Raw genomic sequence first — 12,229 nt, 5'->3', positions numbered from 1 at the left:
ATGGGCAGCCCTATCGACCACTCGACGCACTACTCGTTTCCGCCTGCGGCAGTGCATGCGGCATTCGTCGACCCGCAGTACTGGGACAGCCGCCTCGCAGAGGCCGGCGGCCCGGGCGCTGCTGTCGAGAGCGCGACGACCGGCGACGGCACGATCGAACTCGACCTCCGCCAGGCGATTCCCGCCGAGCACCTCCCGGCCATGGTGACGAACATCCGACCGGGCGATCTCGTCATCCGACGCCACGAGGCGTGGGGCGGTCTGGACGGCGATCGGGCGCAGGGCCGCTTCTCCGCGGGCGTCGAAGGGATGCCCGGAAAAGTCGAGGGGACGCTCACGCTCATCCCCGACGGCGCCGGGTCGATGGTGCTCGTCGACGGCACGGTCGAGGTCAAGATTCCGTTCCTGGGAGCGAAGATCGAGGGCATGATCGTCGACGAGCTCATCGGGCTGTTCGACGCGGAGAAGACCTTCACCGCGGACTGGCTGGGCCGCGCGACCCCGTCCTGAAGTATCACCGGTCTGCGCACGGGACGATTTTCCGCACCGCGCGCCGGCCGGTACGCTGGCCTGCCGTGGCACGGCGTAGCGATTACTCTGCCCGCTTTCCGTATTCCCCGGAGCGGGTCTATTCGGCGCTGTCCGATCCCGATCATTGGGAGGCCCGCATGTCGGAGATGCGGAAGTACTCGGAGAACCACGTCGAGGAATTCACCGTCACCGACAGCGGTATCGAGCTCGTCCTCCACCACGTGATACCCCGGACGGAGTTGCCGGAGATCGCGCAGTCGGTGATCAAGAAGGACATGATCATCACCCGGACGGAGTCGTACGGTCCGTTCGACGTCACGACGACGGGTCGCTACGAAGCATCGATCCCCGCGGGTCCGGGAAGCCTCTCCGGCACCATGTCGCTGTTCGAGAGCACCCCCGGATGCACGCTGCGGACCTCGTCGGAAGCGAAGGTCAATCTGCCGTTCATCGGCGGCAAGCTCGAAGAGATGATCCTCAGCAACCTCGTGGAGGTGTTCCGCACCGAGGCGGCGATCACCGCCGACTGGCTCGCGCGGCAGTAGGACCGTGCGATCACAGAACACAGCAGTCCGACGAAACCCCGAAGGCCGAAACCCTGAAGGCGTCGTCACTCGCGGCACCACCGGCATCAACCGGTTGCGGCGCAGCGACCGTTGGACGGTGCACGAGCCCGTCGCGACACGCATGCTGACGCAGACCCCGAAACCACTGGCCGTCGACCTCGGCTACGGCGCGATGCCCGTCACCACTCTCGAGTGGGCTGCGCGTCTGCGCACGGTCCGACCCGATCTGCGGGTGGTCGGCCTCGAGATCGACCCCGATCGGGTGGTTCCGGGACGGGGCGGTGTGGAGTTCGCCCGTGGCGGCTTCGAACTGGCGGGCCTGCGGCCGACACTGATCCGTGCGTTCAATGTTCTGCGCCAGTATCCGGAAGAGGCGGTTGCACCGGCGTGGGAGCGTCTGCGTTCGGGGCTGACTCCGGGCGGGTTGATCCTCGACGGCACGTGCGACGAGCTGGGTCGCCGCTGCGCATGGGTGCTGCTCGACGAACACGGTCCGCGCACTCTGACCCTGGCGTTCAGCCCGTTCCACGTCGATCGTCCGTCCGACCTCGCGGAGCGGCTCCCCAAAGCTTTGATCCACCGCAATGTGCCGGGTGAGCCGATCCACGAACTGTTGAGGGCCGCAGACCGGGCGTGGGCGACCTGCGCACCGCACTCCGCATTCGGCCCCCGGCTCCGGTGGCGCGCGACCCTGGATCTACTCCGAAGTCAGGGGTTCGAGGTGCAGGAGCAGCGCCGCCGGATGCGCGACTGCATTCTGACCGTGCCATGGAACACCGTGGCACCGCGCGGAACCGAGACCGCCCGTCAGCTCGCCGAGAGCAACGCCAGTTCGATGCGATCGGCGACGGCGGTGGGCTGACCCGCGACGGCGGCGTGCAACTCATCTGCATCTGCCCGGCCGAGAGCGATCGCGTCTCCCACGAGTTCGTCGAGAACCTCCTGTGATACCCCGCCCGCGGCGAGATCCACCGCGGTACGAGCGGGCGTGGTGACCCGGAAACACCCCACCAGTTCACAGTCGGCGGCGGCGAGTTCGCGATGATGCAAGGCCAGACGGTTGCTCGGAACCGTCCGCTGATCGACCGTCGACAGGTGCAGGAATCGGGGCTGGAGGTGCCCCATTCCGTGGAGGTCCGCAGCGCTCTGGTGCGAGACCACCGCGGTACCCTCGTACCACGCGCACCATTGCGCGAACTCGTCGAACTTGGTCGGCGGGCTGTCGCAGAGGCGGAACAGTTCACACTCCACCCGTAGCCATTGCCCGGCCTCGATACGTGCGGAGAACTGCTCGGTCGTGATGCCGTGGCCCACGGCTTGGCGGGCGGTGAAGAAGCCGGCCTGCGTCACCGCCAGGCGCCGAAGCAGCTCGTCTGCATCCGCCCGCCCGGATGCGCCGTACTCTGAATCCGTCCACCCAGTCATGGCGCCCACAGTACCCAAAGAATGTGTCAAAGCTCACATTATTCATTCAGTTGGTACGTGTCTGCTCATGGGATTTTCAGACTCGTCCGGAACAATCGGCCACATGACGCAACCGAAGCGCAGTCGCCTCACCACGATCGCCGTCATCGTCATCGCCGCACTTGTCGCGGTCCTGGTGGGCGCCGAGGTCTACGTGCGCAATCGCGCAACGACATGCCTCGCCCAGTCGTTCGAGAGCGAGCTCGGCACCGGGGTCGACGTGGACCTGAGCTGGAAGCCGGTGCTCCTGCAACTCCTCGACCGCCAAGTGCCGTCGGTGAGTTTCGACAGCGACGACACCGCGTTCGGTCCCGCGCAGCAGATGCAGGTACACGCGGAGGTCCAGGACGTCGATCTGCGCGATTCCGCGGAAGGCGCCGGGACGATCGGTAGCTCGCGCGCCGAGATCGAGTGGCCCACGAGCGGGATCCTCGAGACGGTGCAGAGCCAGTCGGTAGGCGCGCTCGTCACCGATGTCACCGCCGACGAGTCCACGGGCACCCTGACCTTCACCGTCGGCGGGCAGGGTCTCGCCGAGTTCACCGCGCGGCCGGTGGTCGACAACGGCATCGTGACGGTGGAGACCACCGATGCGTCACTCTTCGGGATCGGGTTGCCCACGGCACTCGTCGACGGCGTGGTGCAGATCCTCACCTCCGGTCTGCAGCAGTATCCGTTGGGCATGCAGGCCACCGAGGTGAACGTCTCCGATTCCGGCGTGCAGCTGGCGCTCGAGGGCGGGCACTTCGTGATGCCGGAGGCGCCGGAGGGTCAGCAGCAACCCGAGCAGCAGGGAAGCTGCGGCCTGCTCGCCTGACACCCTCCGGAGCAGGGCTTTCAAAAAAGAGTGTGACTCTCGCCATAAGAAGTACTACATTCTTGCCATGGCGAAATCACATTCTACTTTTTCCAGGCTGTTTGGACCGAGGTGCGCCTCATGACCGTCGCGGTTCCGGACACCCTCGATGAGGCGCTGTCGCCCCAATGGCTCACATCGGCACTCCAGCCCCGATTCCCGGGCATCGAGGTCACATCGGCAACTCTCGGACCGATAGTCGACCGGGTCTCCACCAACGCCCGTTTCACTATCGAGTGCACAAGCGGGATACCCGAGGGCCTGTCCCCCGACCTCTGCGTCAAGGGCTATTTCAACGAGGAAGGGCGAACGACCCGCGCCGCCGGCGAACCGGAGGCCTGCTTCTACCGCGACCTCCGCGACCACATCGGAGCGCGCACCCTGCGAAGCCACTACGCGGACTTCGATCCGGACACCCGCCATGGCGTCGTGATCACCGAGGACATCGTCAGCCAGAACAGTATCTTCCTCGATGCCGCCAGCAGCTACACCGCCGACCAGGTGGCAGAAAGCCTCGGAGAGTTCGCCAAATTGCACGCCGCCACGTGGGGCAAGCAGAATTGGGGACACCAGCAGTGGCTGGCACCGCGACTCACCGGCGCAATCCGAGCAATGGGCACCGAGGAGATCACCGCACGTATCGACCGGAACTTCCACGGACCGAACGGCATACGCGTTCCCGACGAGATGAAGGATGCACCCCGACTACTCTCCGCCTACCTGGGCCTGGTCGACGCCCTCGCATCCGAATACGAAACCTCCGACTGGTGCGTGATCCACGGAGACGCGCACGTCGGGAACATCTACCTCGACGGGCAGAGTCGACCGAGCCTCGTCGACTGGCAACTCGTCCAACGCGGCATGTGGTACATGGACGTCGGCACCCACATCGCGACCGCCTTGACCCCCGAGGAACGACGCCGCACCGAGGACGACCTTCTCGCACACTACCTCGATTGCCTTGCCTCCCAAGGCATCGAGCCACCACCGTTCGACTCCGGCCGACGCGCACTTCGACGAGGAATGGTGCGCGGCCTCTACCTCTGGGGCATCACCGTCAAGGTGGAGCCCCGACTGATCGAGATCCTGCTGCACCGCCTGAGCACCGCGGTTGCCGACCACGACGCCCTCTCCACCGAGTTGTTCTCGACCCCCTGCTGACATTCTGATCCGGGTATTGAATCCGGACGGGAATCGTGGCAGGCTGGACGAGAATCACGTTCTACCTCGACATGCATCTATTGCGCACCAGCGGCAACAGCCCCCTCTTCGCCGCGCGCTGATATCGACTGTGCATCTGCGAAAGGTGTTGTGAAAACGTTGGTTACGAATCGACTGAGCTCGATTGTCCGCGAAGTCCCCCCATCCCTGCGCAGCTACTACGAAGAACAGGGGTGGTGGACCGGCGAAACGCTCGGAGAAATACTCGCAGACGGACTGAAGAAGCACCCCGCCATGGGATTTCACGTGCATTCCGCTGTTCGCCCGTACGAGGGGACCTTCGCCGAGGTCGAAGTTGTCGCACGCAGACTCGCCGCAGGCCTGAAAGCCAGAGGTGTCGGCCCCGGTGATGTCATTGCAATGCAATTGCCGAACTGGATGGAAGCAGCCGCAACCTTCTGGGCATCCGCCCTCCTGGGTGCAGTGACGGTTCCGATCGTACATTTCTACGGTCCGAAGGAACTCGGCTTCATTCTCGACGATTCCGAGCCGCGCGTGTTCATCACGGCCGCACAGTTCGGCCGCATGACGCACACGCCGGACACCAGCGCACATGTGCCGATCGTCGGCGTGGTAGGACGTGATTTCGACGATCTGCTCGCCGACGAGCCGTTGCACGGCGTCGTCGAGGTGGACGCTGCCGCTCCCGCGCTCATCGCGTACACCTCGGGAACCACCCGAAACCCCAAGGGCGTCATCCACACCCACCAGACGCTCATCTGCGAGACGCGACAACTGATGTCGAACTACGAACCCGGTCGAGGGCGTCAGCTCACCGCCCTGCCGGTAGGCCATTTCATCGGGATGCTGGGCGCGGTCCTGTTCCCGGTCCTCGACGCGATTCCCGCCGACATGTGCGACGAGTGGAACCCCACCCGGGTCATCTCGCTCATGGACTCCGACGGCGTCGCGATCGGTGGTGGCCCACCGTATTTCGTCACCAGCCTGCTCGACCATCCCGATTTCGGGCCCGACCATCTGCGCTTCTTCGGCCCGATCGGGCTCGGCGGTTCCACCGTGCCGGCGTCCGTTCCTCGCCGGCTGACCGATCTCGGTCTCGTCGTCACCCGTTCGTACGGGAGCACCGAACACCCCTCCATCACCGGATCCTCCATCACCGCACCGGAAGCCAAACGGCTTCTCACCGACGGTTGCCCACGCCCGGGCGTCGAGATCCGGCTGACCGAGGACGGTGAGATCGTCAGCCGCGGCCCCGATCTGTGCCTCGGCTACACCGATACATCTCTGACCGCGCGCGCATTCGACGACGAGGGCTGGTACCACACCGGCGATGTCGGAGCGATCGACGACGACGGTTATCTGACCATCACCGACCGCATGTCCGACCTCATCATTCGCGGAGGCGAGAACATCGGCGCAGCAGCGGTCGAGGACACACTGCTCACCATGGATCAGATCGCCGAGGCCATCGTCGTCGCGGCACCGGACACCCGCCTCGGCGAGCGTGTGGCAGCGGTCCTGCGACTCAAGGACGGACAGGCGATGCCGACCCTAGGCGAAGTCAAAGCGCACTTTGCGGCCGCCGGCGTGGCGCGGCAGAAGTGGCCGGAAGAACTGCACCAGGTGGACGACTTCCCACGTACCGCGTCGGGAAAGGTCCAGAAGAACCGAATTCGGAAGCTGGTCGCGAACGCTGCACCACAAGATGTACCGGAGACGACACATGCCTGAAGAGCAGTACGTGGTCGAACTCGATCGTGAGATCTGTATGGGGTCGGGCGTCTGTGTGTCCTATGCCGCAGGCACCTTCGCCATGGGTAGCGACGCCGCGGCCGAGGTGACCACACCGATCGTGACGGATGTATCGGATGTCGAGGTCGCCGCGTCCGGTTGCCCCACCGGCGCCATCACCGTCACACGTCGCACGGTAGGGAGCGGGAAACAATGATTGAGCAGGAAACGAACACCGCGCCGCGTGCTTTCGACGGCGTCCGCGTGGTCGAGCTTGCGCAATGGGTGTTCGTACCCGTTGCCGCAGCCCTGCTCGCCGACTGGGGTGCCGACGTCGTCCGCATCGAGCCGCCCGACGGCGATCCGTACCGCGGCCTCGCTACCCAGGGCATCGGCGCCGACCGTGGCGGCCCCAACCTCTCGATGGCCCTGGCCAACCGCGGCAAACGCTCGATCGCCCTCGATGTCCGGACCGACGAGGGCATCACTGTGCTGCACGAGCTTCTCTCCTCTGCGGACGTGTTCATCACCAGCCTCCGCCCGGGCGCACTCGCGAGACTCGGACTGGACGCCGAGACGCTGCGCCTGCGCTATCCGCGCCTGATCTACGCGCGCGGACACGGGTTCGGTGCCCGCGGCCCCGATTCCGACAAGCCCGGATACGACAGCTCCGCATTCTGGGCGCGGGGCGGAGTCGGCCACACACTCACTCCCCCCGAACGCGACTACCCCATCAGCCAGCGTGGCGCGATGGGCGACCGCAACGGCGCGATGGCTCTGGCATTCGGAATCTCGACTGCGCTACACGAACGGGAGAAGACCGACACGGGCACCGTAGTCGACGTGTCGCTACTCGCCACCGCTATGTGGATGCTGTCGTCGGACCTACTCGTCGCACTCAACGGCGGCGACGTGACCTCGGTGACGGGCCGTGGCCCGCAGGTCAATCCGCTCACGGGGACATACCGGACCCGCGACCTTCGGCACATCCAGTTGATGTTCCTCCAGGGGGATCGCTATTGGCCGGCGTTCGCCCGGCTCATCGGGCGTGACGACCTCATCGACGACCCCCGATTCGTGGATATGGTCGCTCGTCGAGAGAACAGTGCTGCGTGCGTCGAGGAGCTCGACGGAATCTTCGCGAAGCACACGTTGGACGAGTGGAAGCAGATTCTCCATGAACTCGACGCGCCCTGGGCCCCGGTGCAGTCGGTGCACGATGTGATCGACGATCCGCAGGTAGCGGCAAACAGGTACATCGGCGAAGTTCGTCTCGATGACGGGCACAGCTACCGGTTGCCCGCGGTGCCGGTGCAATTGGGTCAGGAGCCTCCCGCCCTGCGACGGGCGCCCGAACACGGTGAGCACACCGAGGCCGTGCTGCTCGAACTCGGGTACGACTGGGAAGGGATCGGCTCGCTCGCCGACAAGGGTGTGATCCCGTGAGGGCACACGAAGCGAAGACCCACCGGCCTCTGCCGGTGCCCGACTCCATCTCGGCTCCGTACTGGGCTGCCGCAGCGGAACACCGACTCGAGTTGGCACGCTGCGGGCAGTGCCGCAACTTCGCCCACCCGCCCGACAGTGTGTGCCCGACTTGCGGATCCACCGATCCAGGTTTCGAGTTCGTTCCGGTCATTGGGCGCGGCACCGTGCGGTCGTGGACGACCGTGCGGCAATCGTTCCTCCCCGGGTTCGACGACCTCCTCCCGTTCGTGCTGGTCGACGTCGAACTCGCCGAGCAGCCCGAACTCCGCTTGATCGGCCGGTTGCTCGACGGTCCCGACGTCGAACTCCGGATCGGGACACCGGTCGTCGCTGCGTTCGAGCAGCTGACCTCCGAGGTATCGGTGCCGGCCTTCGAGGTCGCGTCATGAGCGACTTCTCGCGTAACAGCGACAGCAGCGGCTTCGCTCGCAACAAGGTCGCGATCGTCGGCTACGCGCAGAGCGACATTCGACGCACTGCCGGTCGCACACTCGGCGCCCTGACCGTGGACGCAGCCCGCGCAGCCGTCGCAGATGCCGGACTCGAGCTTGCACAGATCGACGGCTATGTCAGTTCGAGCCTGATGCCGAGTGCGAGCGGTCGTGTCGCAGAGGACGGTGTCAGCACGGTGTCGTCCGCGTGGCTGGCGGGGCGCCTCGGCGGCACCCCACGCTATGTCGCGGGGTTCGACGGGATCGGCCAGCTGACCGGCTCGGTGTCGATGGCCGTCAACGCAATTGCCAGCGGTGCCGCCGAGTACGTCATCGTGCACCGCGCGCTGCACAATCCCACGGGGAGCTATCACGGCAATCCGATGCAGGAGGTCCACGGTCCACAACAGTGGACAGCGCCGCAGGGTTTCTTCGGACCACTGGCCATGATCGCCCTGCCCTACAACGAGTATCTGCAGCGATACGACGCCAAACCGGAGTCCATGGCCGCGGTGGTGACCGAGGCTCGGAAGAACGGTGCGCGGATCCCGTGGTCGTACTGGCACGACCGCCCGCTCGACCGGGACGAATATCTCTCCGCGCCAACACTGTTCGATCCGGTATGCAGATACGACTGCGACATCCCGGTCGACGGTGCCGCCGCATTCGTGCTCACGAGCGCCGAGCGTGCGAAGGATCTCCCCCACCCGCCGGTGTACATCGCCGGATACGCGAACGGGATACCCGCGCGACGGCGACTGCCCCTCCACTGGCCGCTCGACGACATCCTCGGCGCCGGCACCGAGTTGGTGCGCCGCCTGGAGGAATCCTCGGGGATCGGCATGGGAGAGATCGACCTCCCCCAGGTCTACGACGGCTTCTCCCCGTTCGTGTGGTTCTGGCTCGAATCCCTGGGCCTGTGCCCACCGGGCGAGGCCCACCGATTCGTCGAGGAAGGCGGTATCGACAGCGACCGGCCCGGTGCGATTCCCGCACTGTCCGGAGGCGGCGCGCTCGGCAACGGCCGGATGCACGGCGTCCCGCAAATGCTCGAGTGCTACCTCCAACTCTCCGGACGTGCAGGTGTTCGGGCGCTCGAAGGCATGACAACCGCTGTCGCCTGCCATTCGTCACCGCACTACGGCGGTGCCGTGGTGTACTCCGCCGAACGTTTCTGACACAACATCTTCCAGAAAATCACAATCTTGCTGTTGCCCCAACGAGAACTATGTTCTACTACTAACAGGGAAAAGGGGGACGACTTGAGTATCCTCACCGAACGTCGTACCTATGTGGCCGGTCAATGGGTCACCGGCGACCAGGTCATCGCAGTCGAGAATCCGGCCGACGAAACCCACGTGGCCGATGTCAGCGCGACACCTGTCGCCGAAGTCGAGCGCGCGATCCTCGCCGCCCGGTCCGCCTTCGACGACGGAGTGTGGGCGCAGCGCACACCCCGCGACCGGGCCCAGGTGCTGCACACACTGATCGACCACCTCGAGGCGAACCACGAGACGCTGGTCGACACCCTGGTCGCCGAGGCCGGACAGCCCGCACGGTTCGCCGACGAAACCCAGTGCCGCACGGGAATATCCATCGCCCGGCAGACGATCGACCTCTACCTGTCGATGCGACACGAGGAGGCCACCCCGGTTCCGGTCGACGACCTGACACGGGGGCGGGTCGCACTCAGCATCCTCCGGCACGAACCGGTCGGGGTGGTCACCGCGATCACTCCGTACAACGCGGCACTGATCATGGCGCTGCAGAAGCTGATTCCCGCACTCATGGCAGGCAACTCGGTGATCCTGCGACCGAGTCCGCTCACTCCGCTCTCGTCGCTGATCTTCGGGCACGCAGCCGACGCGGCAGGCCTGCCGCCCGGCGTGCTGAGTGTGGTGGCAGAGGAAGGCACCGAGGGTGCGCAACTGCTGACGACCCATCCCGCGGTCGATATGGTCTCGTTCACCGGATCCACCGTGGCCGGACGCAACATCATCGCGCAGGCGGCGCCGACGGTGAAACGACTCTCTCTCGAACTCGGCGGCAAATCCGCACAGATCTACCTGCCCGACGCCCTCGCACGGGTCGGCATCGGCGCGATGGGCGTCGTGGCACGCACCGCAGGGCAGGCCTGCGTCGCGGCGACACGCATGCTCGTCCCGGAGGAGCACAAGGAAGAGGTACTCGAACGCGTTGCTGCCGCGTACAACTCGATCAAGGTCGGGTCCCCCACCGATCCGAGCGCGCTGATGGGTCCGGTGATCAGCGCGGCACAGCGATCCAAGTGCGAGCGGTTCGTGCAACTCGCGGAGGAGCAGGGCGCCAAGGTCCGGGCCGGCGGCAAGCGACCGGAAGGCCTCGACCGGGGTTACTACTTCGAGCCGACCGTCCTCGATCTGCCGAACAACTCCAACCCGGCAGCGCAGGAGGAGATCTTCGGACCCGTTCTCGGGGTGATCGGCTACCGCGACGTCGACGATGCGGTGCGGATCGCCAACGACAGCGTCTACGGGCTGTCCGGTCAGGTCTACGGCGCCGACACCGCCACCGCCGTCGCGGTGGCACGCCGGATCCGTGCGGGCGCCGTCAATGTCAACACCACCGTATTCAGCGCACTCGCACCCAGCGGGGGCTACAAGCAGAGCGGACTCGGACGCGAACGTGGCCCCGAGGGCATCCGCGAATTCCAGGAAGTCAAGCACATGTCGATTGGAGAGCTCGCGCAATGACCACATCGAACGGCACCACGAACCTCAACCTGGACTGGCTCGTCTCGGTCGACGACCACATCCTCGAACCGCCCAACCTGTGGGTCGATCGCGTCGCGAAGAAGGATCGTGATCGTGCACCCCACATGATCAAGGACGACAAGACCGGAATGGACGTCTGGGTCTACGACGGCAAGAAGTTCCCGAGCAGCGGTCTGAGCGCCGTCGCCGGCAAGTCCAAGGAGGAGTTCAGCCCCGAACCCCTCAACTACGACGAGATGCGCCCCGGATGCTACGACCCGCTCGCCCGGGTGGAGGACATGAACCAGGCGGGCATTCTCGCGTCACTGTCGTTCCCGACAGTCACTCGCTTCTGTGGCCAGATGTTCATGGAGGCCAGCGACCGCGAATTCGGATTCACCTGTCTGCAGGCCTACAACGACTGGCATCTCGAAGAGTGGGCGGGCGCCGCTCCGGGCCGCTTCATTCCGCTGATCCTCATCCCGCTGTGGGATCCCATCCTCGCGGCCAAGGAGATGGAACGCTGCGCGGCCAAGGGTGCGACGACGTTCGCCTTCTCGGAGAACCCCGAACCGCTCGGCCTGCCGACCATTCACGACAAGGATCGCTACTGGGATCCGGTCATGGCCGCAGCGAACGATCTCGAGATGGTGGTCTCGATGCACGTCGGCTCGTCGTCGACGGTGCCGCGGATCTCGAAGGATTCGCCGTTCCTGGCCAACTTGGCATGGGGCGCGACACGGACGTCGGGAGCGATGCTGACGTGGCTGTTCAGCAGCATGTTCCAGCGCTACCCCAACCTCAAGATTGCATTGTCCGAGGGTGAGATCGGCTGGGTGCCGTACTTCCTCGAACGTGCCGAGCAGGTGCTCGACAAGCAGCGCTACTGGATCCAGCGTGGTGCGCAGTGGAGCGACCACGGCAACAACGACCTGGATCTGGGTGAACTGGATGTTCGGGAAGTGTTCCGCAAGCACATCTTCGGTTGCTTCATCGAGGACCACCACGGGATCGCCAGCATCGCCGAGATCGGCGAGGACAACATCATGTGCGAGACCGACTACCCGCACTCGGATTCCACCTGGCCCAACTGCATCTCGGTGGTCAAGAAGCAGATCGAGCACCTGACGACCGAACAGCAGTACAAGATTCTGCGCGGAAACGCCGAGCGCCTGTACCGCTTCACTCCGGCACAGCCCCCGGTCCTGGCCGGTGTCTGACGTTGCTGCGGCCGAACAGGAATATGTC

13 protein-coding genes are annotated in these 12,229 nt (G+C 65.4%); 12 read left to right on the top strand and 1 reads right to left on the bottom strand.

All coding sequences use genetic code 11. The features are described from left to right. The 3 genes from Q7514_RS17685 to Q7514_RS17675 all read left to right on the top strand — a co-directional run bounded on the left by Q7514_RS17685 (nucleotide 1) and on the right by Q7514_RS17675 (nucleotide 1,959). Nucleotides 1–510 (top strand): DUF2505 domain-containing protein, encoded by a 510-nt coding sequence (locus Q7514_RS17685; RefSeq protein WP_330134597.1) that lies wholly within the window; start codon nucleotides 1–3, stop codon nucleotides 508–510. Nucleotides 511–575: 65 nt separating this feature from the next. After that, nucleotides 576–1,076 carry a DUF2505 domain-containing protein gene (locus Q7514_RS17680; RefSeq protein WP_330134596.1) on the top strand — a complete coding sequence of 167 codons (501 nt, stop codon included), beginning with the start codon at nucleotides 576–578 and terminating at the stop codon, nucleotides 1,074–1,076. 4 nt (nucleotides 1,077–1,080) lie between these two features. Beyond that, a complete protein-coding gene (locus tag Q7514_RS17675; protein ID WP_330134595.1) occupies nucleotides 1,081–1,959 on the top strand; it encodes a class I SAM-dependent methyltransferase in 879 nt (292 codons plus the stop codon). Here Q7514_RS17675 and Q7514_RS17670 read toward each other — a convergent pair. Continuing rightward, complete coding sequence (locus Q7514_RS17670; RefSeq protein ID WP_330134594.1) at nucleotides 1,905–2,522, bottom strand: type IV toxin-antitoxin system AbiEi family antitoxin domain-containing protein; 618 nt, start codon at nucleotides 2,520–2,522, stop codon at nucleotides 1,905–1,907. The two genes, Q7514_RS17675 and Q7514_RS17670, sit on opposite strands and share 55 nt — an antisense overlap. 103 nt (nucleotides 2,523–2,625) lie before the next feature. Here Q7514_RS17670 and Q7514_RS17665 point away from each other — a divergent pair, with 103 nt between their 5' ends. From Q7514_RS17665 to Q7514_RS17625, 9 genes are all read left to right on the top strand, one after another. Then, nucleotides 2,626–3,378, top strand: coding sequence for an LmeA family phospholipid-binding protein (locus tag Q7514_RS17665; protein WP_330134593.1), 753 nt, complete (start codon nucleotides 2,626–2,628; stop codon nucleotides 3,376–3,378). Nucleotides 3,379–3,498: 120 nt separating this feature from the next. Continuing rightward, the gene (locus tag Q7514_RS17660) at nucleotides 3,499–4,578 is read left to right on the top strand and encodes a phosphotransferase (protein WP_330134592.1); all 1,080 of its coding nucleotides are present in this window, start codon (nucleotides 3,499–3,501) and stop codon (nucleotides 4,576–4,578) included. Between the two features lie 159 nt (nucleotides 4,579–4,737). Then, nucleotides 4,738–6,330 carry an AMP-binding protein gene (locus Q7514_RS17655; protein WP_330134591.1) on the top strand — a complete coding sequence of 531 codons (1,593 nt, stop codon included), beginning with the start codon at nucleotides 4,738–4,740 and terminating at the stop codon, nucleotides 6,328–6,330. Beyond that, on the top strand, nucleotides 6,323–6,547 hold the full coding sequence (locus tag Q7514_RS17650) for a ferredoxin (RefSeq protein WP_330134590.1): 225 nt from the start codon (nucleotides 6,323–6,325) through the stop codon (nucleotides 6,545–6,547). Before Q7514_RS17655 ends, Q7514_RS17650 begins: the two co-directional genes overlap by 8 nt. After that, complete coding sequence (locus Q7514_RS17645) at nucleotides 6,544–7,776, top strand: CaiB/BaiF CoA transferase family protein (protein WP_330134589.1); 1,233 nt, start codon at nucleotides 6,544–6,546, stop codon at nucleotides 7,774–7,776. Before Q7514_RS17650 ends, Q7514_RS17645 begins: the two co-directional genes overlap by 4 nt. Further along, the gene (locus Q7514_RS17640; protein ID WP_330134588.1) at nucleotides 7,773–8,207 is read left to right on the top strand and encodes a Zn-ribbon domain-containing OB-fold protein; all 435 of its coding nucleotides are present in this window, start codon (nucleotides 7,773–7,775) and stop codon (nucleotides 8,205–8,207) included. The genes Q7514_RS17645 and Q7514_RS17640 overlap by 4 nt, the downstream gene beginning before the upstream one ends. Next, nucleotides 8,204–9,427 (top strand): thiolase C-terminal domain-containing protein, encoded by a 1,224-nt coding sequence (locus tag Q7514_RS17635; RefSeq protein WP_330134587.1) that lies wholly within the window; start codon nucleotides 8,204–8,206, stop codon nucleotides 9,425–9,427. Before Q7514_RS17640 ends, Q7514_RS17635 begins: the two co-directional genes overlap by 4 nt. A gap of 84 nt (nucleotides 9,428–9,511) precedes the next feature. Next, the gene (locus Q7514_RS17630; protein ID WP_330134586.1) at nucleotides 9,512–10,981 is read left to right on the top strand and encodes an aldehyde dehydrogenase family protein; all 1,470 of its coding nucleotides are present in this window, start codon (nucleotides 9,512–9,514) and stop codon (nucleotides 10,979–10,981) included. Beyond that, entirely contained in the window at nucleotides 10,978–12,201 is a 1,224-nt protein-coding gene (locus Q7514_RS17625) for an amidohydrolase family protein (RefSeq protein ID WP_330134585.1), read from the top strand. The genes Q7514_RS17630 and Q7514_RS17625 overlap by 4 nt, the downstream gene beginning before the upstream one ends. The last annotated feature ends 28 nt before the right edge of the window (nucleotides 12,202–12,229 follow it).

Origin of the sequence: Rhodococcus artemisiae, from assembly GCF_036327795.1 — a bacterium.
Taxonomy (GTDB): domain Bacteria; phylum Actinomycetota; class Actinomycetes; order Mycobacteriales; family Mycobacteriaceae; genus Rhodococcus; species Rhodococcus artemisiae.
The sequence above is the reverse complement of the archived record's forward strand: the minus strand, read 5'-3'. Positions and strand labels throughout refer to the sequence as shown.

Bases quoted from the DNA above. Each gene is read 5' to 3' on its own strand.
- Q7514_RS17685 (WP_330134597.1), top strand. From the start codon at position 1: ATGGGCAGCCCTATCGACCACTCGACGCACTACTCGTTTCCGCCTGCG.
- Q7514_RS17670 (WP_330134594.1), bottom strand. From the start codon at position 2,522: ATGACTGGGTGGACGGATTCAGAGTACGGCGCATCCGGGCGGGCGGAT.
- Q7514_RS17665 (WP_330134593.1), top strand. From the start codon at position 2,626: ATGACGCAACCGAAGCGCAGTCGCCTCACCACGATCGCCGTCATCGTC.
- Q7514_RS17660 (WP_330134592.1), top strand. From the start codon at position 3,499: ATGACCGTCGCGGTTCCGGACACCCTCGATGAGGCGCTGTCGCCCCAA.
- Q7514_RS17650 (WP_330134590.1), top strand. From the start codon at position 6,323: ATGCCTGAAGAGCAGTACGTGGTCGAACTCGATCGTGAGATCTGTATG.
- Q7514_RS17645 (WP_330134589.1), top strand. From the start codon at position 6,544: ATGATTGAGCAGGAAACGAACACCGCGCCGCGTGCTTTCGACGGCGTC.
- Q7514_RS17635 (WP_330134587.1), top strand. From the start codon at position 8,204: ATGAGCGACTTCTCGCGTAACAGCGACAGCAGCGGCTTCGCTCGCAAC.
- Q7514_RS17625 (WP_330134585.1), top strand. From the start codon at position 10,978: ATGACCACATCGAACGGCACCACGAACCTCAACCTGGACTGGCTCGTC.